This is a genomic window from Rhodococcus opacus B4 (genome assembly GCF_000010805.1).
GTDB lineage: Bacteria > Actinomycetota > Actinomycetes > Mycobacteriales > Mycobacteriaceae > Rhodococcus_F > Rhodococcus_F opacus_C.
Map to the genome: position 1 here is coordinate 7,254,346 of NC_012522.1, position 24,503 is coordinate 7,278,848.

At 69.7% G+C, this 24,503-nt stretch carries 25 protein-coding genes; 16 read left to right on the plus strand and 9 right to left on the minus strand.

Translation table 11 applies throughout. From position 1 onward, the window contains the following. Position 1: 1 nt before the first annotated feature. Complete coding sequence (locus tag ROP_RS32955) at positions 2 to 1,039, minus strand: 2-aminoethylphosphonate ABC transporter substrate-binding protein (RefSeq protein ID WP_015890321.1); 1,038 nt, start codon at positions 1,037 to 1,039, stop codon at positions 2 to 4. Positions 1,040 to 1,222: 183 nt separating this feature from the next. Here ROP_RS32955 and ROP_RS32960 point away from each other — a divergent pair, with 183 nt between their 5' ends. Genes ROP_RS32960 through ROP_RS32970 form a run of 3 tightly spaced genes read left to right on the plus strand, consistent with a single transcriptional unit; the run spans position 1,223 to position 4,381 of the window. Then, positions 1,223 to 1,930 carry a GntR family transcriptional regulator gene (locus tag ROP_RS32960; RefSeq protein ID WP_015890322.1) on the plus strand — a complete coding sequence of 236 codons (708 nt, stop codon included), beginning with the start codon at positions 1,223 to 1,225 and terminating at the stop codon, positions 1,928 to 1,930. A gap of 58 nt (positions 1,931 to 1,988) precedes the next feature. Continuing rightward, a complete protein-coding gene (map, locus tag ROP_RS32965) occupies positions 1,989 to 2,846 on the plus strand; it encodes a type I methionyl aminopeptidase (RefSeq protein WP_015890323.1) in 858 nt (285 codons plus the stop codon). Further along, positions 2,843 to 4,381: a cobyric acid synthase gene (locus ROP_RS32970; RefSeq protein WP_015890324.1), complete on the plus strand. Its 1,539-nt coding sequence runs from the start codon at positions 2,843 to 2,845 to the stop codon at positions 4,379 to 4,381. The genes map and ROP_RS32970 overlap by 4 nt, the downstream gene beginning before the upstream one ends. Here the strand turns inward: ROP_RS32970 and ROP_RS32975 are convergent. From ROP_RS32975 to ROP_RS32985, 3 genes are read right to left on the minus strand one after another with little or no spacing between them, the layout of a single operon-like run. Next, on the minus strand, positions 4,378 to 5,076 hold the full coding sequence (locus ROP_RS32975) for a hypothetical protein (protein ID WP_015890325.1): 699 nt from the start codon (positions 5,074 to 5,076) through the stop codon (positions 4,378 to 4,380). The two genes, ROP_RS32970 and ROP_RS32975, sit on opposite strands and share 4 nt — an antisense overlap. Next, the gene (locus tag ROP_RS32980) at positions 5,073 to 5,993 is read right to left on the minus strand and encodes an ABC transporter ATP-binding protein (RefSeq protein WP_015890326.1); all 921 of its coding nucleotides are present in this window, start codon (positions 5,991 to 5,993) and stop codon (positions 5,073 to 5,075) included. Before ROP_RS32980 ends, ROP_RS32975 begins: the two co-directional genes overlap by 4 nt. Continuing rightward, complete coding sequence (locus tag ROP_RS32985; RefSeq protein WP_015890327.1) at positions 5,990 to 6,352, minus strand: GntR family transcriptional regulator; 363 nt, start codon at positions 6,350 to 6,352, stop codon at positions 5,990 to 5,992. The genes ROP_RS32980 and ROP_RS32985 overlap by 4 nt, the downstream gene beginning before the upstream one ends. A gap of 103 nt (positions 6,353 to 6,455) precedes the next feature. Between ROP_RS32985 and ROP_RS32990 the strand changes: the two genes are divergently transcribed. Then, positions 6,456 to 7,022, plus strand: coding sequence for an alpha/beta fold hydrolase (locus ROP_RS32990; protein WP_015890328.1), 567 nt, complete (start codon positions 6,456 to 6,458; stop codon positions 7,020 to 7,022). A gap of 34 nt (positions 7,023 to 7,056) precedes the next feature. On the opposite strand, the gene ROP_RS32995 is transcribed toward ROP_RS32990, so the two are convergent. Genes ROP_RS32995 through ROP_RS33005 form a run of 3 tightly spaced genes read right to left on the minus strand, consistent with a single transcriptional unit; the run spans position 7,057 to position 9,775 of the window. Then, a complete protein-coding gene (locus ROP_RS32995; RefSeq protein ID WP_015890329.1) occupies positions 7,057 to 7,386 on the minus strand; it encodes a YnfA family protein in 330 nt (109 codons plus the stop codon). Further along, positions 7,383 to 8,768 (minus strand): mycothione reductase, encoded by a 1,386-nt coding sequence (mtr, locus tag ROP_RS33000; RefSeq protein ID WP_015890330.1) that lies wholly within the window; start codon positions 8,766 to 8,768, stop codon positions 7,383 to 7,385. The genes ROP_RS32995 and mtr overlap by 4 nt, the downstream gene beginning before the upstream one ends. Next, positions 8,765 to 9,775: an alpha/beta hydrolase gene (locus tag ROP_RS33005; RefSeq protein ID WP_015890331.1), complete on the minus strand. Its 1,011-nt coding sequence runs from the start codon at positions 9,773 to 9,775 to the stop codon at positions 8,765 to 8,767. The genes mtr and ROP_RS33005 overlap by 4 nt, the downstream gene beginning before the upstream one ends. A 121-nt stretch (positions 9,776 to 9,896) precedes the next feature. Between ROP_RS33005 and mqo the strand changes: the two genes are divergently transcribed. From mqo to ROP_RS33055, 10 genes are all read left to right on the plus strand, one after another. Next, positions 9,897 to 11,441: a malate dehydrogenase (quinone) gene (gene mqo, locus ROP_RS33010; RefSeq protein WP_015890332.1), complete on the plus strand. Its 1,545-nt coding sequence runs from the start codon at positions 9,897 to 9,899 to the stop codon at positions 11,439 to 11,441. A 64-nt stretch (positions 11,442 to 11,505) separates the two neighbouring features. Continuing rightward, positions 11,506 to 12,006: a GNAT family N-acetyltransferase gene (locus ROP_RS33015; protein WP_015890333.1), complete on the plus strand. Its 501-nt coding sequence runs from the start codon at positions 11,506 to 11,508 to the stop codon at positions 12,004 to 12,006. Positions 12,007 to 12,217: 211 nt separating this feature from the next. Then, complete coding sequence (locus ROP_RS33020; RefSeq protein ID WP_015890334.1) at positions 12,218 to 14,131, plus strand: magnesium chelatase subunit D family protein; 1,914 nt, start codon at positions 12,218 to 12,220, stop codon at positions 14,129 to 14,131. 37 nt (positions 14,132 to 14,168) lie between these two features. Then, entirely contained in the window at positions 14,169 to 14,783 is a 615-nt protein-coding gene (gene cobO / locus ROP_RS33025; protein WP_015890335.1) for a cob(I)yrinic acid a,c-diamide adenosyltransferase, read from the plus strand. Next, positions 14,777 to 16,177, plus strand: coding sequence for a cobyrinate a,c-diamide synthase (locus ROP_RS33030; RefSeq protein ID WP_043825841.1), 1,401 nt, complete (start codon positions 14,777 to 14,779; stop codon positions 16,175 to 16,177). The genes cobO and ROP_RS33030 overlap by 7 nt, the downstream gene beginning before the upstream one ends. Beyond that, complete coding sequence (locus ROP_RS33035) at positions 16,170 to 16,550, plus strand: cobalamin biosynthesis protein (protein WP_015890337.1); 381 nt, start codon at positions 16,170 to 16,172, stop codon at positions 16,548 to 16,550. The genes ROP_RS33030 and ROP_RS33035 overlap by 8 nt, the downstream gene beginning before the upstream one ends. A 47-nt stretch (positions 16,551 to 16,597) precedes the next feature. Continuing rightward, positions 16,598 to 17,824, plus strand: coding sequence for a uroporphyrinogen-III C-methyltransferase (gene cobA, locus ROP_RS33040; RefSeq protein ID WP_015890338.1), 1,227 nt, complete (start codon positions 16,598 to 16,600; stop codon positions 17,822 to 17,824). 26 nt (positions 17,825 to 17,850) lie between these two features. Beyond that, entirely contained in the window at positions 17,851 to 19,347 is a 1,497-nt protein-coding gene (locus ROP_RS33045; RefSeq protein ID WP_050785154.1) for an MFS transporter, read from the plus strand. A gap of 43 nt (positions 19,348 to 19,390) precedes the next feature. Further along, the gene (locus ROP_RS33050) at positions 19,391 to 19,762 is read left to right on the plus strand and encodes a glyoxalase superfamily protein (protein ID WP_015890340.1); all 372 of its coding nucleotides are present in this window, start codon (positions 19,391 to 19,393) and stop codon (positions 19,760 to 19,762) included. Positions 19,763 to 19,824: 62 nt separating this feature from the next. Continuing rightward, positions 19,825 to 20,577, plus strand: coding sequence for a trypsin-like serine peptidase (locus tag ROP_RS33055; protein WP_015890341.1), 753 nt, complete (start codon positions 19,825 to 19,827; stop codon positions 20,575 to 20,577). A gap of 11 nt (positions 20,578 to 20,588) precedes the next feature. On the opposite strand, the gene ROP_RS33060 is transcribed toward ROP_RS33055, so the two are convergent. Together ROP_RS33060 and ROP_RS33065 are read right to left on the minus strand one after the other, a co-directional pair. Then, positions 20,589 to 21,263 (minus strand): response regulator, encoded by a 675-nt coding sequence (locus tag ROP_RS33060; protein WP_015890342.1) that lies wholly within the window; start codon positions 21,261 to 21,263, stop codon positions 20,589 to 20,591. 30 nt (positions 21,264 to 21,293) lie between these two features. Then, the gene (locus tag ROP_RS33065) at positions 21,294 to 22,910 is read right to left on the minus strand and encodes a sensor histidine kinase (protein ID WP_015890343.1); all 1,617 of its coding nucleotides are present in this window, start codon (positions 22,908 to 22,910) and stop codon (positions 21,294 to 21,296) included. 67 nt (positions 22,911 to 22,977) lie between these two features. Between ROP_RS33065 and ROP_RS33070 the strand changes: the two genes are divergently transcribed. Both ROP_RS33070 and ROP_RS33075 read left to right on the plus strand, forming a co-directional pair. Next, positions 22,978 to 23,967 carry a Bug family tripartite tricarboxylate transporter substrate binding protein gene (locus ROP_RS33070; protein WP_015890344.1) on the plus strand — a complete coding sequence of 330 codons (990 nt, stop codon included), beginning with the start codon at positions 22,978 to 22,980 and terminating at the stop codon, positions 23,965 to 23,967. Next, positions 23,964 to 24,503 carry a tripartite tricarboxylate transporter TctB family protein gene (locus ROP_RS33075; RefSeq protein ID WP_015890345.1) on the plus strand — a complete coding sequence of 180 codons (540 nt, stop codon included), beginning with the start codon at positions 23,964 to 23,966 and terminating at the stop codon, positions 24,501 to 24,503. Before ROP_RS33070 ends, ROP_RS33075 begins: the two co-directional genes overlap by 4 nt.

The following is a 24,503-nucleotide window of genomic DNA, read 5'->3' on the forward strand; positions in this document are numbered from 1 at the left end:
ATCAGCTCCCGGTGGCGTTCTGGTACGCGGCGACGTCCGAATCGAGTTCGGTGAGTACGTCGTTCCAGTTCGGCGACCACACCTGGACACCCTGCAGGGCGCGCGCCGGGGCGCTGTCACTCGTGGCGGCGCGCACGTCCTCGCGGACCGACACGCCGCGCGCCTCGCCAGCGACCGTCTTCTGGGACTCCTCGGACAGCAGGAACTCCATCAACTGTCTGCCCTGCTCGCTGCGCGGCGCACCCTTCGCCAGACCCATCACGTACGGCAGGGCGACGGTGGTGCGGGTGCCGTCGGCGGTTGCAGGGAAGAAGAGGTCGAACGTCGAACCGTCGTCGGCGATCGAGGTGAGGTTCATCTGGACGTCGCCGTTGGCCACGAGCAGTTCGCCGTTGCTGACCTTCGGCTGCAGCTTGCCGGTCGAGGACGACGGTCCCACGTTGTTGGCCTGGAGCTTCGCGAGGTAGTCGAGTGCGCCGTCCTTGCCCATCAGGTGCTGCAGGAGCAGCAGCACCGCGGTGCCGTCGCCGGCCTGACCTGGGGTGGAGTACTGGATCCTGCCCTTGAAGCGGTCGGACAGCAGGTCGTCCCAGGAAGCGGGAGCGGGCGACGCCGCGGGGTTGGCGATGAACGACAGGTAGTTCTCGACGACGGGAACGTAGCGGCCGGCCGGGTCCGTCTCCGCCGTGGGGAGGGCCGAGGTGTCGACGCCGCTGGGGACGAGCAGTCCCTGAGCGTCCGCCTTCTGGATGAACGGCGGCAGCGTGACGACGACGTCGGCCTGCGGGTTGGACTGTTCCTTCTCGAGGCGGGAGACGACCTCGCCGGATCCGGCCTCCACGAGATTCACCGCGATGCCGGTCTGTGCGGTGAAGGCGTCGAACCGCGACTGGTACCACCCTGAGAGGCCGTCGGCGCTGTACACGGTCACGGTGTCGGTGCCCGAGGTCGAGGCGGTACCGGTTCCGCCGCAGGCGGTTCCGAGAGTGAGGACGGTCGCGGCCAGGGCGGCTGCCGCGATCCGTGGGCGAAGGCGCATGGTGAGTTCCTTACGATGAGAGGTCGGTGCCCAGAAGCCTGCCGTTTGGTCTAGACCAGTGGGCCACCGCTGGGGGAACGGCAGGTGAACAATTGGTATAGACCATTTTTCGGGTACGCTCAGCCGCATGAACGACGACGCAGACGCGCGAGGAGAGTCCGTGCTGAACGGCACCGTCACGCGATGACCCAGGCGCCGAACGTCCCCAAGTACTACCGGGTCCGCACCGAACTCGAGTCGATCCTCGCCGAACTCGAGGTGGGGGACGCGGTGCCCGCGGAGCGGGAACTCGCCCAGCGGTTCACGGTGTCCCGCGAGACGGTGCGGCAGGCCATCCACGAGCTGCTGGTCGAGGGCCGCGTCGAGCGTCGAGGCCGCGGCACCGTCGTCGCCAGCCCGAAGCTCGTGCAGCCGCTGTCGCTGCGGTCCTACACGGAGGGCGCGGTCAGCCAGGGGCGGGTGCCCGGGCGTGAACTGGTCACGTTCGAGGAACTCGGCGCCGACGCGGACCTCGCCGAGGCGCTCGGTCTCGCGGCCGGCGCACCGGTGATCCACCTCGAACGGGTCCTGCTCGCGGACGACCAGAAGATCGGCCTCGAGAGCACCCATCTGCCGGCGGGTCGCTTCGGGGAGATGGCGCGCGCATTCGACCCGGGCACCTCGCTGTACGCGGCGATCCGCGAGTCGGGAGTGGTGTTCGCGTCGGCCACCGAGCGGATCGAGACCGTGCTGGCCTCCCCGCGAGAGGCCGCGCTGCTCGACTCGACCACGGCCATGCCGATGCTGCTGCTCCACCGGCTCTCGCTCGACGCCGGGGGTGTTCCGATCGAACGGGTGCGTTCTCTCTACCGCGGCGACCGGATCGCATTCCTCACGACCCTGCGGGACTGAGAGCTCGCGCGGCGGGTCCCGAGGCGACCCGGCCAGGTGCGGGTCTAACCTGGTACCCATGTCTGTCCGCACAGCACTGAGCCCCGGAACCGTGTCTCCCGTCCTCGCCGTACCGGCGGGGATCGAGCGTCCCGAGTACGCGTGGAAGCCCACGGCCAAGGAAGGCAACGAGCCGTGGGTCCAGACCCCGGAGACCATCGAGGCCATGCGGGTGGCGAGCAAGATCGCCGCGCAGGCACTGCAGGAGGCCGGTAAGGCGGTGGCGCCGGGCGTCACCACCGACGAACTCGACCGCATCGCGCACGAATACATGACTGATCACGGCGCCTATCCGTCGACGCTCGGTTACAAGGGATTTCCCAAGTCGTGCTGCACGTCGCTCAACGAGGTGATCTGCCACGGCATCCCCGACTCGACGGTGATCCAGGACGGTGACATCGTCAACATCGACGTCACCGCCTACATCGGCGGCGTGCACGGAGACACCAACGCCACGTTCCTCGCCGGCGACGTCGCCGAGGAGAACCGGTTGCTGGTGGAGCGGACCCACGAGGCGACGATGCGCGCCATCAAGGCCGTCAAGCCGGGCCGGGCGCTCAACGTCGTCGGCCGCGTCATCGAGTCGTACGCGCACCGCTTCGGGTACGGCGTGGTCCGCGACTTCACCGGACACGGCATCGGCACCACGTTCCACAACGGCCTCGTCATCCTCCACTACGACGAGCCCTCCGTGGACACGGTCATCGAACCCGGCATGGTGTTCACGATCGAACCGATGATCAACCTCGGTGACATCGGCTGGGAGATGTGGGACGACGACTGGACCGTGGTCACCAAGGATCGCAAGTGGACGGCCCAGTTCGAGCACACCATCGTGGTCACCGAGACCGGCAACGAGATCCTCACCCTGCCTTGAGCGAGAGCCGGTGGAGGGGCGCGCTGCTCGTCGCCGGCACCACGTCCGACGCGGGCAAGAGTGTGCTCGTGGCGGGACTGTGCCGGATGCTGGCGCGGCGGGGTGTCCGGGTGGCGCCGTTCAAGGCGCAGAACATGTCGAACAATTCCGTCGTCACGTTGGACGGCGGCGAGATCGGCCGGGCGCAGGCCCTGCAGGCCGCGGCCTGCGGGCTCGAGCCGAGTGTCCGCTTCAACCCGGTGCTGCTGAAACCGGGCAGCGACCGCACGTCGCAACTCGTGGTGCGGGGGCGGGCGGTCACGACCGTCGGGGCCCGCGACTACATCGAGCACCGGGGGCACCTGCGGACGGTGGTCGCCGAGGAACTGCAGTCGCTGCGCGCCGACTACGACGTGGTGCTGTGCGAGGGGGCCGGCTCACCCGCGGAGATCAATCTGCGCGCCACGGACCTGGCGAACATGGGCCTCGCCCGCGCGGCGGACCTCCCGGTGCTCGTCGTCGGCGACATCGACCGCGGTGGGGTACTGGCCCACCTGTTCGGCACCGTGGCCGTCCTCGCCCCGGAGGACCAGGCGCTGATCGCGGGCTTCGTGATCAACAAGTTCCGCGGCGACGTGTCGCTGCTCGCGCCGGGTCTGGGACAGCTGACGGCGATGACGGGTCGCCCGACGCTCGGGGTGATTCCGTTCGCCGAGGACCTGTGGCTCGACGCGGAGGATTCGCTGGGTGTGGTGGGTGACGCCCCGGTCGGGCGGCCGGCGCCCCCGGTCGGCGACGACTGGCTGCGCGTGGCCGCGATCCGCCTGCCCCGCATCTCCAATTCGACGGACGTCGAGGCGCTCGCGTGCGAACCGGGGGTGTCGGTGCGCTGGGTCACCGACCCGTCGCGGCTCGAGGATGCCGACCTGGTCGTGCTGCCCGGCAGCAAGTCGACCGTGTCGGATCTGGAGTGGTTGCGCCGCAACGGCATCGCGGACGCGATCGCGGTGCATGCGAAACGCGGCGGCCCGGTTCTCGGTGTCTGCGGCGGCTACCAGATGCTCGGGTCCGTCATCGTCGACGACGTCGAATCCGGCCGGGGTGCAGTCCCCGGGCTGGGGCTGCTCGACCTCGAGGTGGAGTTCGCCCCGGACAAGGTGCTCGCGCAGGTCCGCGGCGACGCCCACGGAGTCCCGGTGTCCGGGTACGAGATCCATCACGGCCGCGTCCGGCGCAACGGTGATCCGCCGCTGCTCCACGCGCGCGGCGGCGCCGCGGAGGGCAGCATCCGCGGCGCCGTGTACGGCACCCACTGGCACGGTCTGCTCGAGACCGACCGGTTCCGCCGGATCCTGCTGGACGACGTGGCCGAGCACGCGGGGAGAACCGGTTTCGTCACCGCCCCGGACACGGACGTCGCCGCGATCCGGACCGCCCAACTCGATCTGCTGGCGGACCTGGTGGAGCAGAATCTCGATCTTCCCGCCCTCCAGGCGCTGCTCGGGGCGGGCGCCCCGGCAGGGCTGCCTGTCATCGCGTCAGATCTTCTGCGCTAGGCCGTCGCGCGGCGGACGACCGTCCATGCGGCGAGGATTCCCGCCGCGGCGGCCAGCGCAGGCAGCCACACCATCGGAACCGATCGGGGGACGTCCGCGAACCAGTGGCCGATGTCCGCCCACCACCTCTGCCACGTGATCACGAATGCGGCGGCGCCCGCGGCGAGGAGCGTGCCGACGCCGAGGGTGAACAGGCCCACCACCCGCCACCGGTGATGCAGTGCGCCCAAGAGCATTCCGGCCGCCGCGGTCAGTGCGAGGAAGGCGAAGTACGTGGCGAGCTGGATCATCGGGGCGGAGGTGAAGTAGTTGGGAATCGCGAACATCCGCATCCCCACACCCCAGCCGCCGGTGGCCTCCTCGATCAGCGACAGTCCGTAGAGGAGCACTCCGAACAGGAGGACCTGGACGCCGGCGACGATCAGGGTGGCCGTGAAGTAGTCGCGCCGGGTGACGCTCATTCCCAGGGCGAACGGGAACGTCTGCGTCATGGCCTGCAGGTAGAACACGAGGGCGAACCCGAACAGGGAGAAGACCCCGCCTGTGAAATTGGTGTCGCTGCCGGTGTCGCCGACCAGCGCGAAGATGGCCGCGCCGATCGTGAACGACGCGAGCAGTATGCCCAGCGGCCACGCGACGAGCAGGGGCCAGGCGACGGTGTGGATGCGGGAGACGGTCAGGATCCGGTTCGTCATCGTGCGTCCTCCTTGCCGGCCGTGGTGCCGGCGGCTGTGGTGCTGCGGACCACGAGTTGCTGAAGGCTGAGCGGCTCGAACCGCAGGCCCTCGTCCACCGCTCGGTCCCGTTCGGTGTCCGACAGCGTGGTCTGTACGGTCGCCCGTTCGTGTCCGCCGAGCGATTCCCGGTGCAGCACGGTCTTGTTCGAGGTGAAGTCGGCGACGAGCGACGCGAGACCGGAGACGACGACCGCGCCCTCGCGGAGCGCGTCGGCGTCCTCGTCGAGGACGATCCGCCCCCTGTCGATCAGGATCACGTGTTCGATGAGGTCGCTGACCTCGTCGATGAGGTGCGTGGACAGCACGACCGTGCGTGGGTGCTCGGCGTAGTCGGCGAGCAGCCGGTCGTAGAAGAGGTGCCGCGCGACGGCGTCGAGACCGAGATACGGCTCGTCGAACAGGGTCAGTGGTGCGCGGGAGGCCAGGCCGACCGTCACGCCGAGCGCGGACGTCATGCCCCGCGAGAGTTTCTTCACCTTGCGGCCGGGCGGAAGATCGAAATCCGCCAGCAATGTCTGTGCGAGTTCCTCGTCCCAGTGGGGGAGCAGGTGCCGTGCGCTCGCGAGGACGTGCCGGACCTTGAAGTCGTCCGGGTATTTCTGGCTCTCCTTGACGAAGCAGACGTCAGTGAGCACCCGGGCATTCTCGTGTGGCGCCCGCCCGAAGACCTCCACGGCGCCCGAGGTCTGGAACTCCTGGCCGGTGAGGATCTGCATGAGCGTGGTCTTGCCCGCGCCGTTGCGGCCGAGGAGACCGTAGATCTTGTTCTCCTGCAACGAGAAATCGACCCCGTCGAGCGCGGCGACGTCGCCGAATCGCCTACCGAGTCCCCGCGCCGCGGCGATGGTCTTCGTATCGGACAGCGTGCCGATCATCGTGCTCCCTCCCGTTGGTCGAGCATGGTCTTGAGTTCGGCGATGCTGACGCCGAGTTTGTCCGCCTCGGTGACGAGCGGATCGATGAACTGGCGCGCGAACCGCTCGCGTCGCCTGAAGCGCAGCGCATTCCGGGCGCCGGAGGTGACGAACATCCCGATTCCCCGCTTCTTGTAGAGGATCCCGTCGGCGACGAGCTGATTGAGGCCCTTGGCTGCGGTCGCCGGGTTGATCCGGTGGAACGCGGCGAGCTCGTTGGTGGACGGCACCTGGCCTTCCTCGGGAAGGGTTCCGTCGATGATCGAGTTCTCGATGAGCGCCGCGATCTGCTGGAACAGCGGTCTGCCGTTGTCGATCATCGACGCCCGCCTCGTCGGTTGATCGGTTCATTACTCATGTAATGAACCATAGAACTAGGGCGGTCCGAGCGCAACAGGTCCGCGATCGCGTAGTTTTTAGCCCATGGAACTGACGCACGTGGCGGTGGGAAATGGCAACTGCACGGTCCGGATCGACGGACCGGAGAGCAAACACACCGTCCTCCTGCTACCGGGGGCCGGCGACGGGCCGGATGTCTACGACGGCGTCTGCGAACGCCTGCACAATTCGGACCTGCGCACGATCGTCCCCGAGGACATCACCGGTCTCGACGAGGCAGCCGTCATGGGCCTGCTCGACGAGCTGAAGGTCGGGTGGGTCAACCTCGTCGGCAGCCGGGAAGGGGCCGAACTCGCCTGGTCGCTGGCGGCCCGCCAGTTCGGGCGCTTCGCGAGCCTCGTCGTCGCCGACCGGGGGCATCCAGCGGCGCCCGACGCCGCGGGTGCGGTGCGCGGATCCGACTGTCCGGCGGTCGAACTCCCCACGACCGTGATGGTCGCGGACCCCGGCCGGCGCGCCGAGGCGGACGCCAGCGGACGCTTCGTCTACTCCGACTTCCGCGTCGTCCAACTCGACGGCGTCACCAACGTTCCGGCCTCGGCGGCCGCCGAACTGGCCACCGAGATCGTCCTTCGCACCAGCCCCTGGTAGACCCGGTGTGGCCCCACGCCGAGCCCGGCCGGGCTCAGCGTGGGGCGTACATGATGACGGCCATGCCCAGCAGGCAGATGAGGGCCCCCGACACGTCCCACCGGTCCGGCCGGAACCCGTCGGCCACCATGCCCCAGATCAGCGAGCCCGCGACGAACACGCCGCCGTAGGCGGCGAGGATGCGGCCGAAATTGGCATCCGGCTGCATCGTCGCGACGAACCCGTACGCTCCGAGCGCCGCCACACCGGCGCCGATCCAGATCCAGCCGCGGTGCTCGCGGACCCCTTGCCAGACCAGCCAGGCGCCGCCGATCTCGAACAGCGCCGCAACGGCGAACAGTGCGACCGACTTCGCGACCGTCACTCGGACGGCAGGTCGAGGCCGAGGAGGGCGTTCTCGACCACCTCGGGCAGCCCCGGATGGATCCAGTACTGCCCCCGCGCCATCTGCTGCGCCGTCTGGCCGAAGCTCATCGCCTGGATCAGCGGCTGGATCACCGTCGGCGCCTGAGCGCCGATCACGTGCGCACCCAGCAGACGCCCGGTGCCGCGTTCGGCGACGACCTTGCAGAGTCCCTCGTCGTCCTCCATGGCCCACCCGTACGCGACGTCGCCGTAGGCCTGCACCTTCACCGTGACGTCCCAGCCCGCCTCGCGGGCCTCGGCCTCGGTGAGCCCGACGTGCGCGATCTGCGGATCGGTGAACACGGCCGCGGGAACGAACCGGTGGTCCGAGGAGCGCAGCCCCGACGTGTCCGTCCACGCGCCCTGCAGGAGATTGTGCTGAACGACCCGGGCCTCGTGGTTGGCGACGTGCTTGAGCTGGTAGGGAGAGGAGACGTCGCCGAGCGCGAAAACGCCTTCGGCACCGGTCCGTTGGAACTCGTCGACCACGACGCGTCCCTCGTCGTCGAGGTCGACGCCACCGGCGGCAGCCCCGATGGCGTCACCGTTCGACTGCCGCCCGGTGGCCACCAGCAGAACGTCGCCCGACACGACGGTGCCGTCCGCGAGCTCGACGGCGACCCCGTCGCCGTCCCGGCGCACGGCCGCCACGGCGTGCCCGCGGTGCACGTCCCACTTCCGCTCGGCGAGATCGGTGAACCGGCGGGAGACGTCGTCGTCGAGGTGGCGCAGCAGGCGTGAGCTGCGCGCGATCAGCGACACCCGGGTGCCCAGCGCGGAGAACACGTGCGCGAACTCGGCGGCGATGAATCCCGCGCCGATGATCACCATGCGCTCGGGTAGTTCCGGCAGCCGCATGATGTCGTCGTTCGTGTAGTACCGCACGCCCGACTCCCGGACGACGCCGGGAATGATCGGCCGCGACCCCGCGGCGATCACCACCTGATCGGCCGTGATCACTTCCCCGGTCCCGGTGTCGAGGGTCCGCGGTCCCACGAACGTCGCGTGCCCGCGGAACAGCGTCGTGTTCGGGCTGTCCTCGGCGCGGTAGCGTTCCCCGCCGGCCGAGATCGGGTCGATGCGGCCGAAAACCCGCTTCACGATGTCGGGCCAGCGCACACCCTCGAGTTGCGCGTCGACGCCGTACTTCGCGGACCCCGTGACCGTGCGGGCCACCTCCGCGGCGTAGACGAACATCTTCGTCGGGATGCAGCCCACGTTCAGGCACGTTCCGCCGTACGTGCCCTCCTCGAGGATCGCGATCTTCTTGTCGGCGAACCGGTCGTCGGGCAGCGAATTGCCGGACCCCGAACCGATGATGGCCAGATCGAAGTGCGTCACCGCGCGGCCTCTGCGGAGTTGTGGCCGTGCAGCCACTCGAGCCAGAGGTCCACCTCGGCGAAGGCCTGGGCGCGGGGCTCGTCGGAGGACAGGAACACGTCGTGACGGGCGCCCGGGATGGGCACGATCGTGGTGCGGTCGCCGAGGCATCCCGCCCAGCGCGCGATCTGCCGGACGTCGAGGACCGCGTCCGCGGTGTCGACCCGGGGGTCGTACCGCGGCGCGAAGTACGACGCCTTGGACCGCAGGATCAGGGCGGGAACCCCGATGTCGAGCCCTCGGTGCAACTGGGCGTGCCCGCGGCGCACCGCGCGCAGCCACCCGAACGTGACGGGGAAACCGCTCAGCGGCTTCCAGTCGAGGTTGTAGTTCCAGATGCCGTTGCCCTCCACGTGCAGGCTCACGCCGTACGTGTCGAGCCCGGTCTTCGGGATGATCGACTTGCGCTTGACCCGCCCGACCGCGTCGACGGCCACCGTGCCGACGTTCCGCAGGTACGACGGACCCTGCAGGTCGAACCACGGGCTGTTGAGGATGACCCCGCTGATGCCGAGGGCTGCGGTGCCGCCCGCCTTGCGCTGCAGGCGGTGCAGCCACAGCGGCAGCACCAGTCCGCCGGTCGAATGCGCGACCAGCAGGACCTCCCCGTCGGCGGTCTGTTCCCGGACCTGGCGCAACGCCTCGTCCAGTTCGGCGTCGTAGAGGCTCAGGTCGGAGACGAAGTGCGGCGTCTGCCCCGGTTCGAGCGAGCGTCCGCACTTGCGCAGATCGAGGGCGAAGAACGCGTAACCCTGTTCGGCGAAGTGCTCGGCCAGGTGCTTCTGGAAGAAGTAATCGGTGAATCCGTGGACGTAGAGCACGGCGCGGCCGGTCTTCCTCGTCTCCTGCGGGGGCTGGTACCGGATCAGCGTCGCCTTCACCTCGCCCTCGCCGTCGGGGTCGGTGCCGAGAGGGATGGTCAGCTGTTGATATCCGTCGCCGAGAACGTCGGGAGCCCAAGTAGTCACAGATCACAATCTAATGTGCGTTTCGGGGGTGCGGGGAGGCGCACAATTGGGGCAGGTGATTTTCGCTCATACGCGCGGGTAACCTATCCGGCGAACACGGCAGGCGTATGCGCGTACGGCTATGGACAAGGAAGTCGATACTCCAGTGTCAGATCAGAATGCGGTAGAGACGAAAACGGATGTAGTGCTGGTTGGCGCGGGCATCATGAGCGCGACGCTGGGAGCGATCCTGCGTCAGGTGCAGCCCGATTGGTCGATCACCACATTCGAGCGGCTCGACGCAGTAGCCGCCGAGAGCAGCGACCCGTGGAACAACGCGGGCACCGGCCACTCCGCGCTGTGTGAGCTCAATTACACCCCGCAGAACGCCGACGGCACCGTGGACATCACGAAAGCCGTCAACGTGAACGAGCAGTTCCAGGTGTCGCGGCAGTTCTGGGCGCACGCCGTCGAGAGCGGTGTGCTGACGCAGCCCAAGGAGTTCATCAACCCCATCCCGCACGTGAGCTTCGTGCACGGCGAGGCCAACGCGAAGTACCTGCGGGCCCGCTACGACGCCCTTGCCGGCCACCCCCTCTTCGCGGGCATGGAGTACATCGACGCCCCCGACGAGTTCACCCGCCGCCTGCCGTTGATGGCGAAGGGCCGCGACTTCAGCGATCCGATCGCCCTCAACTGGACCCAGGACGGCACCGACGTCGACTTCGGCGCCCTCACCAAGCAGCTCCTCGGCTACGTCGGCGCGTCCGGCGGCGTCGTCCACTTCGGACACGAGGTCACCGACCTCACCAAGCAGTCCGACGGCAGCTGGGTGGTCAAGGTCACCAATCGCCGCAATGGTGCGAAGAAGGTCGTGCGCGCCAAGTTCGTGTTCGTCGGCGCAGGCGGCGGTGCACTGCACCTGCTGCAGAAGTCCGGCATCGCGGAGGCCAAGGGCTTCGGCGGGTTCCCCGTCAGCGGCGCGTTCCTGCGCTGCACCAACCCGGAACTCATCGACCAGCACCGTGCCAAGGTCTACGGCAAGGCCGCGGTCGGCGCGCCCCCCATGTCGGTTCCGCACCTCGACACCCGCGTGATCGGCAGCAAGCCCGGACTGCTGTTCGGTCCGTACGCCGGCTGGTCGCCCAAGTTCCTCAAGCAGGGCCGCGTCACCGATCTGCCCAGCTCGGTCAAGCCGAACAACCTCCTGTCGATGCTGGGCGTCGGTGTCAGTGAACTCGGTCTCGTCAAGTACCTGATCAGTGAGCTCGCGATGTCCGAGGCCGGCCGCATCGAGACCCTGCGGGAATTCGTCCCGAAGGCACTCGGCAAGGACTGGGAACTCATCACCGCAGGCCAGCGCGTCCAGGTCATCCGCCGCGCCAAGGGCAAGGGCGGCGTCCTCGAATTCGGCACCGCCGTGGTGAACGCCGGCGACGGCAGCATCGCGGGCCTGCTCGGCGCCTCGCCGGGCGCCTCGACCGCCGTGCCGGCGATGCTCGACGTCCTGCAGCGGTGCTTCCCGGCCCAGTACGAGTCGTGGAAGCCGAAGCTTCAGGAAATGGTCCCGTCGCTGGGCGTGAAGCTCTCCGACGACACCGGCCTGTTCTCGCAGGTGTGGGACTGGACGTCGAAGGTTCTGCAGCTCGACACCAGCAAGGTGGAGGACGCGTCGGTCGCGGTCTGACCGACTGCTCGGCCCGGGTCCACGGGCGCGCACGCTCGCGGGTGCTGTGCGATAGTTGCCTGTCATGACGGCAACCGCAGCACTCAAGCGTTCGTGGGCTCTCGATCTCGACAACAAGACGCTCTACGAGTTGCTCCGGCTTCGCGTAGAGGTCTTCGTCGTCGAGCAGGCGTGCCCGTACCCGGAACTCGACGGCCGGGACCTGCTGGCCGAGACGCGCCACTTCTGGCTGGAGCAGGACGGTCAGGTGGTCTGCACGCTGCGCCTCCTCGAGGAGCACGCCGACGGCAACAAGTCGTTCCGCATCGGCCGGCTGTGCACGGCGCGGCCGGCCCGGGGGCAAGGACACACGACGCGTCTGCTGCGCGCCGCGCTCGCGGAGGTCGGCGACGCGCCGTGCCGGATCAACGCGCAGACGTACCTCGTGGACATGTACGCCAAGCACGGTTTCAAGCCGGACGGTGAGGAGTTCGTCGAGGACGGAATCCCGCACGTCCCCATGCGTCGCGGCGGCGGTGCCCCGTACGAGGTGGCGGAGGCGGCCCCGTCGAGTGCGGGGCAGTGAGCGCCGACTAGGGTCGTCAGGTGAATGTCCGCGGGGAAGTCCTGTTCGAATCAGGCGCGGTCCCGCCACTGTGACGGATCTCTGACCGGCTGCCATCACCCTGGTTGCCGATCCGGTCTCCCAGCCAGATTGCCGCGGCGTTCGTACCGGCCAAAGCTCTCGGCGAGGAAACCGGGACGTGAAGGGATGCAGCGTGCGTACGGATCGTGAAGTGGACCAGGTTCGACCCGACTTTTCGTGGGGTTTTCCGTTCAGTGCGGTGGTCGGCCAGGACCGGTTGCGGCTGGCCCTCGTCCTCTGCGCGGTCCATCCCGGCATCGGCGGCGTCCTCGTCCGCGGTGAGAAGGGGACGGCCAAGTCGACGGTGGTCCGTGCTCTCACCGCGTTGCTGCCCGCGGTGCAGGACGAGAACGGCACCCGCCCGGCGCGGCTGATCGAATTGCCCGTCGGAGCCACGGAAGACCGCGTCGTCGGTTCCCTCGATCTGGAGAAGGTGCTGCGCGACGGTGAGCGCGCGTTCCAGCCCGGACTGCTGTCGGCCGCGCATCAGGGTGTGCTCTACGTCGACGAGGTCAATCTGCTGCACGACCATCTGGTGGACGTGCTTCTCGACGCGGCGGCGATGGGCCGCGTGCACGTCGAACGGGACGGCATCTCGCATTCGCACGCCGCCCGGTTCGTGATGGTCGGCACGATGAATCCTGAGGAAGGTGAGCTCCGGCCGCAGCTCCTCGACCGCTTCGGGCTGGCCGTGGACGTGGCCGCGTCGCGGGAGGTGGACGTGCGCATGGAGGTGGTGCGGCGTCGTCTGGACTTCGAGCGCGACCCCGCGGGGTTCGTCGAGCGCTACGCCGAGCAGGACGCCGCCCTCGCCGCGGCCATCCTCGCGGCCCGCGACCGGCTCGACTCCGTCGTGCTCGACGACGTCGAGTTGCGCCGAATCGCTTCTCTCTGTGCGTCGTTCGATGTGGACGGCATGCGCGCCGATCTCGTCCTCGCCCGCACGGCGACCGCGCACGCCGCGTGGCGGGGCGCCGGGGCCGTCGAGGCGGAGGACGTGCGAGTGGCCGCCGAACTGACCCTGCCGCACCGCCGCCGCCGGGATCCGTTCGACGAACCCGGTCTCGACGAACAGCAACTCGACGACGCTCTCCGGCAGGCCGACGAGGATGCGCGGTCCGGCGGCGGGGAACAGCCGGAGCAGGAACCCGGAACTCCGCCCACCGCACCGCCCGCGGCGGACGGCGCGGACACCGACCCCGAGGGTCCCGACGATCCGGACGGGCCCGGCGGCGGCGCACCGGCACCCCCGGAGCGCCCGGCCGGGCCGACCGGCACCCAGTTCACCACCAAACTCCTCGAGGTACCCGGAGTCGGCGAGGGCGCGCCGGGCCGGCGCTCACGTTCCCGCTCGTCGCGCGGTCGCGCGGTGCGCTCGACCGCCGAGTCTGGGCACGGACTCCACCTCGTGGGCACGCTCTTCGCCGCAGCCGGGCAGCAGGTGGCCCGCGGCCGGACCACCGGGCGGATGATCCTCGATTCCGTCGATCTGCGCGGAGCGATCCGCGAAGGCCGCGAGGGCAACCTCGTGGTGTTCGTCGTGGACGCATCCGGGTCGATGGCGGCCCGTGACCGGTTGTCGGCCGTGACCGGCGCCGTCGTCTCACTGCTCCGCGACGCGTACCAGCGCCGCGACAAGGTGGCGGTGATCACGGTCCGCGGACGGGCCGCGGAACTCGTCCTGCCGCCCACCTCGTCGGTCGACATCGCCGTCCGCCGTCTGCAGGGAATGAAGACGGGCGGCAAGTCTCCACTGGCAGAAGGATTTCTGCGCGCGCGCGAGGTCGTGTTGCGGGAACGGCTCCGCGACCCGCAGCGCCGCGCCCTCGTCGTCGCGCTGACCGACGGGCGGGCGACCGGCGGTAAGGATGCGTTGCACCGTGCGAAGGTGGCCGCGGGGCTGCTCGCCGACAGCGCGGTCGCGTCCGTGGTCGTCGACTGCGAGAGCGGGATGGTCCGGCTCGGGCTGGCCGCGGAGCTGGCCCGCCGGTTGCGGGGTGGGTACGTCCGGCTCGGCGAATTGTCCGCGCAGCAGGTCGCGGGCGTCGTCCGCGCCGCGGCCTGACCCGGATCCGGAAATTCGGCAGGGAGAGAGAAGACACATGCCCAAGGGTGTTCCCGAGAACGTTCCCGACGATGGCCTCACCACGCGTCAACGGCGCAACGCTCCCGTGCTCGCGGTCCACACCGGACCGGGCAAGGGGAAGTCGACGGCCGCGTTCGGCATGGCGCTGCGCGCCTGGAATCAGGGATTCGACGTCGGAGTGTTCCAATTCGTCAAGAGCGCCAAGTGGAAGGTGGGGGAGGAAGCCGCGTTCCGCGCGCTCGGTCAGTTGCACGACGACACCGGTGCCGGCGGGGCCGTGCAGTGGCACAAGATGGGCGAGGGCTGGTCGTGGACGCGTAAGCACGGCAGCGAGGAAGACCACGCCGCCGCGGCCGCCGAGGGGTGGACCGAGATCGCGCGCAGGCTGGGCTCCGAGGAGCACCGCTTCTACGTGCTCGACGAGTTCACCTATCCCCTGAAGTGGGGGTGGGTCGACGTCGACGAGGTGGTCGAGGTCCTGCGGAACCGGCCGGGCAACCAGCACGTGGTGATCACGGGCCGCGACGCCCCGCAGGCGCTGATCGACGCGGCGGACCTGGTGACGGAAATGACGAAGATCAAGCATCCGATGGACGCAGGCCGGAAGGGCCAGCGAGGCATCGAGTGGTGACCACCCTCCCCGCGGTGCCCGCGGTGGTCATCGCCGCGCCCGCGTCGGGCAGCGGAAAGACCACCGTCGCAACCGGTCTGGTCGGGGCGCTGCGCGAGTCCGGTTGTGCGGTGGCGCCGTTCAAGGTCGGCCCCGACTACATCGACCCGGGGTACCACGGGCTCGCGGCGGGACGCCCGGGACGCAACCTCGACCCGGTCATGGTGGGCGCGGAGCGGATCGCCCCGCTGTACCGGCACGGGAGTTCGGGATCCGACCTCGCGGTCGTCGAGGGCGTCATGGGCCTGTTCGACGGCAAGATCGACGCCGCGTCCCACGAGCCGTCGGCCGAGGGATCGACGGCCCAGGTGGCTGCGCTGCTCGGCGCCCCCGTGGTGCTCGTGGTGGACGCCCGCGGCCACAGTCAGAGTCTGGCCGCCGTCCTGCACGGCTTCTCGACGTACGACTCCGGGGTCCGCATCGGCGGGGTGATCCTCAACAGGGTGGGGAGCGCACGGCACGAACAGGTGCTGCGGCAGGCGTGCGAACGCGTCGGGCTCCCCGTGCTCGGCGCCGTCCCGCGGATGGCCGAGCTGGAGGTCCCGTCGCGCCACCTCGGGCTGATCCCGGCCGCCGAACACGGCGCCGACGCGGTGAACGCCGTGGACGCGATGACCCGCCTCGCCGCCCGCCACCTCGACCTCCCGGCCATTCGCGCACTCGCGGCCTCGGCGGTCGACGGCCCGGTGTGGGATCCCGCCGCCGAGGTCGGGCCCCCTCCGCCCGGCCCGCGTCCCACCGTGGCGATCGCCGGAGGTCGCGCGTTCACGTTCGGATACGCCGAGCACCGCGAACTCCTGGGCGCGGCGGGTGCGGACGTGACCACGTTCGACCCCCTGCACGACCCGTTGCCGCCCGGCACGAGCGGTGTGGTGCTGCCCGGCGGTTTCCCCGAGGAGCACGCCGTCGCGCTCGCCGGGAACGCCGCTCTCCTGGCGCAGATCCGCGAGCTCGCCACCGCGGGGGCGCCGATCCATGCCGAATGCGCCGGTCTGCTCTACCTCGCGCGCAGCCTCGACGGTCACGCGATGGCCTCCGTGGTCGGGGTCGACGCCGCATTCGGGTCTCGCCTGACGCTCGGATACCGCGAAGCCGTGGCGGTGACGGACTCCGCCCTCTTCGCGGCGGGTGAGCGGGTGGTCGGCCACGAGTTCCATCGCACGTTCCTCGCCGCGGCGGAGGCGGACGGCTTCGCACCCGCGTGGGGGTGGCGCCCCTGGGACGGCGCCCCCGCGCGGGAGGGCTTCGTGCGCGGCGGTGTGCACGCCTCGTACCTGCACACCCACCCCGCGGGTCATCCGCGGGCGATCACCCGTTTCGTCGCCGCCGCGCGCACGTTCTCCGCTCGTGGCTGACGTCTGCGTCGGCGTCGGGTTCCGGGCGGCAGCGGGCCGCGCCGACATTCTCGCCGCCGTCCGTCACGCGCTGGCGTCCGCGAACCACGTTTCGGACGCGACGCTGCACTGCCTGTGCACCCTCGACCGCAAGGCCGCGGAACCGGCCCTCGTGGACGCCGCATCGGAGTTGGGTGTCCCCGTCCGCGGATTCGCCGCGGACGAACTCGCCGCCGTCGCGGTGGCCAACCCGTCGGACCGGGTGCACTCGGCGACGGGATCGCCGAGCGTCGCGGAAGCGGCGGCCGTGCTCGGTGCGGGCGGCGGGCCGCTGATCGTGACCAAGTGGTCCGCGAATGGCGTCGTCGTCGCCGCAGCCCGTAAAGTTTCGTAGGTTCGAGACGAGTCGTGCAGGAATTTCAGGAGAAACGGGGAGAGCGCGTGACTGCTGCCACCGGAGACGAGACCAACTACCTGGTCGGACTCAATTTGGCCGATCGTCGTGTGGTCGTGGTCGGTGGCGGAACGGTGGCGCAGCGCAGGCTCGGGCTCCTGATCGCGTCGGGTGCCCGGGTGCACCTGATCAGCCGCGAGGTCACACCGGCGGTCGAGGGAATGGCCACCGCGGGACAGATCACAGTGGACCTTCGCGAATACCGGGACGGCGACCTCGCCGACGCCTGGTACGCCATCGCGTGCACGGACGAACCGGACACCAACGCGGCCATCGTCGCCGAGGCCGAACGGAATCGCGTCTTCTGCGTACGCGCCGACAACGCCCGCTACGGGACGGCCGTCACCCCGGCCAGCGCGAGCTACGACGGAATGAGCATCGGTGTGCTCGCGGGCGGCGACCACCGCCGGTCCGCCGCGGTGCGCACCGCACTCGTCGAGGGTCTGCAGTCCGGTGCCGTCGCGGACACCGCCGAGCCCCCGGCGGCCGGTGTCGCACTGGTCGGCGGCGGCCCCGGCGACCCCGACCTCATCACCGTGCGCGGCCGTCGACTGCTCGCCCGTGCCGACGTGGTGGTCGCCGATCGCCTCGCCCCGCCGGAACTGCTCGCCGAACTGGGCTCGGACGTCGAGGTCATCGACGCCGCGAAGATTCCCTACGGCCGTGCGATGGCACAGGAGGCGATCAACGCCGCCCTCGTCGACGGCGCGAAGGCAGGCAAGTTCGTGGTGCGGCTCAAGGGCGGCGACCCCTATGTGTTCGGGCGCGGCTACGAGGAACTGGAGGCGTGCGCCGCGGCGGGTGTGCCCGTCACCGTGGTTCCCGGCATCACCAGCGCCATCTCGGTGCCGTCGGCCGCAGGCATCCCGGTCACGCATCGAGGCGTCACCCACGAGTTCGTCGTCGTCAGCGGCCACGTCGCCCCCGACCACCCGGATTCGCTCGTCGACTGGTCGGCCCTGGCCCGGTTGAAGGGCACGATCGTGTTGCTGATGGCCGTCGAACGCATCGAGGCGTTCGCGACCGTCCTGATGGACGGCGGGCGTCCCGTGGACACCCCGGTCACGGTGATCCAGGAGGGAACCCTGCGGACGCAGCGCACCCTCCGGGCCGATCTCCAGACCGTCGCGGCGCGGGTCAAGGAAGAGCAGATCCGTCCCCCCGCCATCGTGGTCATCGGGCCCGTGGCCGGGTTTTCTGTGGACGCTGGGTAACGTGAACCCTCGTGTCTGATTCCGGAATGCCCGAAACCACCTCAGCGTCGAAGAAGTCTGCGGTGATTCCGACTGCCGCCACCCGTGTGATGGGTCTGGCGATCGTCGTGCTGAGCGGGCTGCAGATGATGGTGGTTCTCGACGGCACCGTCGCCAACCTGGCGCTCGCCCCGCTGCAGGCCGATCTCGGTCTCAGCGACAGCGGCCGCAACTGGGTGCTCACGTCGTACGCGCTCGCGTTCGGCGGCCTCATGCTCCTGGGCGGACGGCTCGGTGACGCGTTCGGCCGGAAGAAGATGTTCGTCGGCGGTGTCGCCCTGTTCACCGTCGCCTCGCTGCTGTGCGGCCTCGCGGTGGGCGAGTTCATGCTGATCGCGGCCCGGTTCCTGCAAGGCGTCGGCGCCGCGGTGGCATCGCCGACGGCGCTGGCCCTGGTCGCGACGACGTTCGCGGCCGGACCGGCGCGCAACCAGGCCATCGCGATTTTCGCGGCGATGACCGGCATCGGATCGATCGCGGGGCTGATCATCGGCGGCGCGCTCACCGAGGTGTCGTGGCGTCTGATCTTCCTCATCAACGTGCCCATCGGGGTCGTCATCGTGGGCTGCGCGGTCGTGGCGCTGAAGGAGACCGCGGGCGAGCGTCTGGCGCTGGACGTTCCCGGGGCGGTCCTCGCGACGGTCGCGGCGACGGGTGTCGTGTTCGCGCTCACCGAGGGCCCGGAGCTCGGCTGGGCGAGTCCGTACGTGATCGGCGCGCTCGTTGCCGGGCTGCTGCTGTTCGGCGCGTTCCTGTACGTCGAACGGACCGCCGACAACCCGCTGCTGCCGTTCTCACTGTTCCACGACAAGAACCGGGTGGCGACGCTCGTCGCGATCTTCTTCGCCGGTGCGGTCATGTTCACGGTCGCCGCGTTCGTGGCGTTGTTCGTCCAGGACATCCTCGGTTACAGCCCTCTAGAGGCGGGCCTCGCGTTCATCCCGTTCGCGTTCGGCCTCGGCAGCGCGGCCGCGGTGGCGTCCAAGCTCGCCGTGCGGATCCAGCCCCGGTGGCTGGTGGTCGCCGGCGCCACGATCATGGTGGTCGGGCTGCTCTACGGATCGACCCTCGACAGTTCCGCCACCTATCTGGCCAACCTGTTCGTACCGGTCATCGGGATCGGGTTCGGCGTCGGACTCGCCGTGGTCCCGCTCCCGCTGTGCGCCATCGCCGGGGTGTCGGAAACGGAGATCGGGCCGCTCGCCGCGATCGCGCAGGTGGCGCAGACACTGGGTGGGCCCCTGGCCCTCGCCGTCATCGGGGCGATGGCCACCTCGCGCACCCTGTCGCTCGGCGGCATCTCCGGCAAGGTTGCGGACATGAATCCGGCGCAACTCGAGGCACTGGGCAACGGTTACACCTTCGCCCTCGTCGGCAGCGCCGGCTGCGCCCTCATCGCCGGATTCGCGGCGCTGTTCATCCGCTTCACTCCGCAGCAGGTCGCCCAGGCGCAGGCCGCCGAGAAGGCGGCGCAACAGGCGTGAGCGTTTCGGCCCGATTGCCCGGGACCGTCGATAGCATCCGGTCATGGACTACAAAATCGAGCTGATCATTCTGCCGGTGTCCGACGTGAACCGGGCCAAGGCGTTCTACGCCGACCAGGTCGGCTTCGTCGTCGACCACGATCACCGCGTGGACGAGAATGTGCGGTTCGTCCAGCTCACCCCGCCCGGATCGGCCTGCTCGATCGCCGTCGGCGAGGGCCTGGTCGACACCCCGCCCGGCTCGGTGCACGGACTGCAGATCGTCATCGACGACGCCGACGCCGCCCACGCGGAGCTGTCGGCCCGCGGTGTGCCCGTGAGCGAGGTGCAGGATCTGGCGTGGGGGCGCTTCGTGTACTTCGCCGATCCAGACGGCAACGAGTGGGCGCTGCAGCAGCTTCCGCAACGCGGCTGACCCGGACGGCGGGCAGCAGGAAACGGCCCGCCCGCGAACGCCGGGCGGAGCATGATGGTCCTGTGGTCACGCCCACCCGCACGTTCGGCACGACAGCAGCCGCGTTGGCCCTGCTGCTGGCTGCCGGGGCTCCGGCCACCGCCGCGTCCGCCGCGGCGGACGCACGCGTCGGTCCGCTGTTCCTGGCCGGGACGCCGATCCACGTCTGCACCGGATCGGTACTGGACAGCACGGACGGCGACCTCGTGCTCACCGCCGCGCACTGCATCGCAGGGTCCGGCGGCGCCCTGTCGTTCGCGCCCGGATACGACCGCGGAGTCGCCCCGTTCGGACTGTGGACGGTGTCCCAGATCTACGTCGATCCCGCCTGGCTGGAGGCGCAGAACCCCCGGCACGACTACGCCGTCCTCCGGGTGGCGCCGAGTGGAACCACCGTTCCCGCTTCCGTCGAATCGGTCGTGGGTGGTGGCTTCGAACTGGCGCCTGCCCCGGCAACCGAGACCACGGTGGCGGTCACCGGCTACCCGACGCTGGGCGACGGTCCGGTGTCGTGCACTGCCGCGACCACGTCGACGGACAGCTATCCGACGGTGGTCTGCGCCGGTCTCGGTGACGGAAGGAGTGGGGGCCCGTGGGTGGCGGGTTCGCGGGTCGTCGCGCTCGTCGGTGGCCTCGACCACGGCGGGTGCACCGACTCGGTCTCGTACTCGCCGGCCTTCGGCGCCGCCACGCTCGACCTGCTGCGGCGCGCGGAGAGCCGCGGCACGGGCGATTCGACACCGTTCGCGCTGCCCGGCACGTGCACCCGATCCTGACGGGGTCCGGGTCAGCGGGGGGCGGGACGGTAGCGGCGCACGGGCCTGCCCGCGCCCCCGTATTCCAGCCGGACCTCCAGCCGCCCCTCGGACAGGTAGTGCTCGAGGTAGCGGCGCACACTGACCCGGGACAGTCCGGCGAGTTCGGCGCATTCGGTCGACGACAGTTCGCCCTTCGATCGCAGGATGTCGAGCACGAGGCGGCCGGTTTCGGCGCTGAGCCCCTTCGGGAGCCGGCTCGGTTCCGGGTTCTTGCCCTTGCCCCCGAACAGGGAGTCGATCAGTGATTGGTCTGCGCCGGACTGTGATTCGAGGGCGCGGGCGCGTCGCCGGAAGTTCTCGAGTTTCTCCTGCAGCTGCGTGTAGTCGAACGGCTTGACCAGATAGTCGGAGGCGCCGCCGTGCAGTGCGCGGCTGACGGTGTCGATCTCCCGGGCGGCGGTGATCATGATGACGCCGACGGCGTTGCCCTCGGCGCGCAGTCGCTGCAGGACGTCGAGACCGGACATGTCCGGCAGGTACACGTCCAGGAGCACGAGGTCGGGGTTTCCGGTGCGCACCGATTCGAGCGCCTCCGCGGCGGTCCGCGCCACCCCGACGGTGGTGAACCCCGGTGTCTTGTCGACGAATCGGCGGTGGATCTCCGCGACCATGAAGTCGTCGTCGACGACCAGGACCTCATACATCGCCACGCCGTCCCGTCATGGTCGGAGAGTCTAGCTACGCGGCACGTGGACGGTGAACAAGGCACCGCCGGTGCCGGGTGCGTCCGAGACGGCCGCGGACCCGCCGTGCTGGGAGCTGACGAGGCGGACCAGGGCGAGCCCGATTCCGCGGCCACCGGGTGTGCCGGGCTTCGACGTGACTCCGCGGGAGAAGATCTCCTCCCGCATCGGCTCGGGCACTCCGGGGCCGGAATCGGAGACCTCGATGAGAATGCCGTCGTCGTCGGTGATCCGGATCGAGATCCGCGCGTCCCGGCCGCCCTCGGACACGTCGACGGCGTTGTCGATGAGGTTGCCGAGCACGGTGATCACGTCGGTGGCGAGTTCGGGGTCGAGGGCGTGCAGGTGCGAATCCGGTTCCAGTGTCAGCGACACTCCGGTCTCGGCGGCGAGCGACGTCTTCGCGATCAGCAGCGCGGCCACGGCGGGATCCGAGATACGTTGTGTGACAGCGTCACTGATTTCCGCCCGGCGGCGGGTGAGGGTGCCGACGAACTCGGTGACGGCGTCGTAGTCGCCGAGCTGTGTCAGTCCCGAAATCGTGTGCAGCTGGTTGGCGAACTCGTGGGTCTGCGCCCGGAGGGTGTCGGTGACACTCTTGTGCGACGACAGCTGGCTCTGCATCGACGCCAGTTCGGTGCTGTCGCGCATCGTGGTGACGGTGCCGATCTTGTGGCCCTGACTGGTCGCGGCGCGGCGGCTCAGGGCGAGCATCCGCGACGACGTCGACAGCACCACGTCCCGGCCGTCCTCCCCGTTGAGGAGGTACTGCCGGACGGCGGGGTCGAGCGCGACGTCGTCGACGTGCCTGCCGACGGCGTCGTCGGTGAGGTCGAGCAGTTCCTGGGCGCTGTCGTTGAGCACGGTGATCACGCCGTCGGGGTTCACCGCGACCACGCCCTCGCGGATGCTGTGCAGCAGGGCCTCGCGATGGTCGGCGAGGCTTGCGATCTCGGCGATTTCGAGCCCGCGGGTGTGGGTCTTGATCCGGCGGGACAGCAGCCACGAGCCGAGAAGCCCCAGACCGGCACCGATTCCGAGATACAGGAGCAGGCGCGCCCCCGCACTGCTGAGCAGGTCCCAGATGGACGGGTAGTCGTCGCTGACGGACACGACCGCGAGGACGTCCCCGGTGGCGGACAGTATCGGGACGTGCCCGACGATGGCGCGGCGCCCGTCGACGTCCACGTCGCCCGACCAGGCGCGTCCGGTCATCACGTCGCTGGCGCCCAGTTCGGCGGGAGCCCCGAGCCGGGTCGGATCCGAGGACACGGTGACCGCCCCGTTCGGTGCGACGATCTCGGCGAGCGTGGCGCCCGACAGGTTGACGGCGCGATCGACCTCCGGCGCCAGCACCCGTTCGACCGAGCGGTCCGACAGCTGGTCGCGGACCACCGGTGTCGACGCCACGTTCTCGGCCACCGCGATCATGCGCTGCCCCTGGAGGTCGCGGAATTCCACGGTCGACTGGTGGACCGACACCGCGGCCACCGCGAGCAGCACGACGGCGACGACGACGAGCTGGAGGAGCAGGACCTGGCCCGCGAGGCTACGGACGCGGGGGTGAAGTGGTGACCACAATGAACTTAAGTTCCATTTCGTTCTCATAGGTGACGTGCATCACGTCCGAGGTTCAGTATTGCGGAAGATCACATTCATGGCGAAATGAGGAACGATGTCGAGAACAGGTAGCGGGAGCAGGGTACGCGCGCTGCTCCTGCTCGCGCTCGTAGGCCTCCTCGTGGCCGGCTGCGGAGTCACCCGCGGCGAGGACGAGGGCCTGCACAGGGTGCGCATGATGGTTCCGAACAGTCCGGGCGGCGGCTACGACCTCACGGCGCGGACCGCGGTGAAGATCATGGAAGACGAGGACATCACCGGCCGCGTCGAGGTCTTCAACGTGATCGGCGCAGGTGGAACGGTTGCGATGGCCCGGTTGATGAACGAGGCCGGCAACGACGACCTCATGATGATGATGGGCCTCGGCGTCGTCGGCGCCGGCTACACCAACGGCTCCACCGCACGCGTCTCCGATGCCACCGCGCTGGCCAAGGTGGTCGAGGAGCAGGAGGGCATTCTCGTGCCCGCGGATTCGCCCCTGCAGACCATCGACGACTTCGTGGCGGCCTGGCGTGCGGACCCGGCGTCGATCACCATCGGCGGCGGTTCCTCGCCGGGCGGCCCCGACCACCTGTTCCCGATGGAGACGGCGCGCGCGGTGGGAGTGGACCCGAACGCGGTGAACTACGTCTCCTACGACGGTGGCGGCGACCTGCTGACGGCCCTTCTCGGCAAGAAGATCACCGCAGGCACGTCGGGGCTCGGCGAGTACGTCGACCAGATCGAGGCCGGTCAGGTCCGGGTCCTCGCGGTGTCGGGGAACGAGCGGGTCGAGGGTGTCGACGCGCCGACGCTCACCGAGGCCGGAGTGGACCTGACCTTCACCAACTGGCGGGGCATCCTGGCGCCGCCCGGGCTGTCCGACGGCGCGAAGGCCGACATGGTCGAGGCGCTTCACAAGTTGCACGACACACCGGAATGGAAGGAGGCCCTGGTGAAGAACGGTTGGAGTGACGCCTTCATGACAGGACCGGAGTTCGAGCAGTTCCTCCGGGACCAGGACGAGCGGGTCTCGTCCACGCTGGCGGAATTGGGGCTGACATGACCGCGCCCGCAGAACCGTCCGCCGTCTCCGCGGACACGGCGCCGGCGCCGAAGCGGAGGGATTATGCGCAGTTCGTCGTCTGCGCGGTGATGGCGGCGGTCGGGGTGTTCCTCGTCGTCGACGCACTGTCGCTCACCGGCGGTTTCGCGAAGGTCGATCCGGTGGGCCCGCGACTGTTCCCGCTCGTCATCGGCGGGGGACTGCTGGTGTTGTCCGTGGTGTTCGCGGTCGCGATCCTGCGCGGCTCCACCGGGGAGGCCGACAGCGGCGAGGACGTCGACCCGAACTCCCCGGGCGACTGGAAGACGGTCGGTCTGCTCGTCGGGTTGTTCGTGGTGACCATCGCGTTCGTCGACGTCCTGGGCTGGGCGATCATCGGCACAGTCCTGTTCGCCGGGGCCGCAACCATTCTCGGCAGCAGGCACTGGGTGCGCAACGTCGCCATCGGGGCCGTGCTCGGATTCGGCAGCTTCTACGCGTTCTACGTCGGGCTCGGAATACCGCTGCCCGCAGGCATTCTGGACGGAATTCTCTGA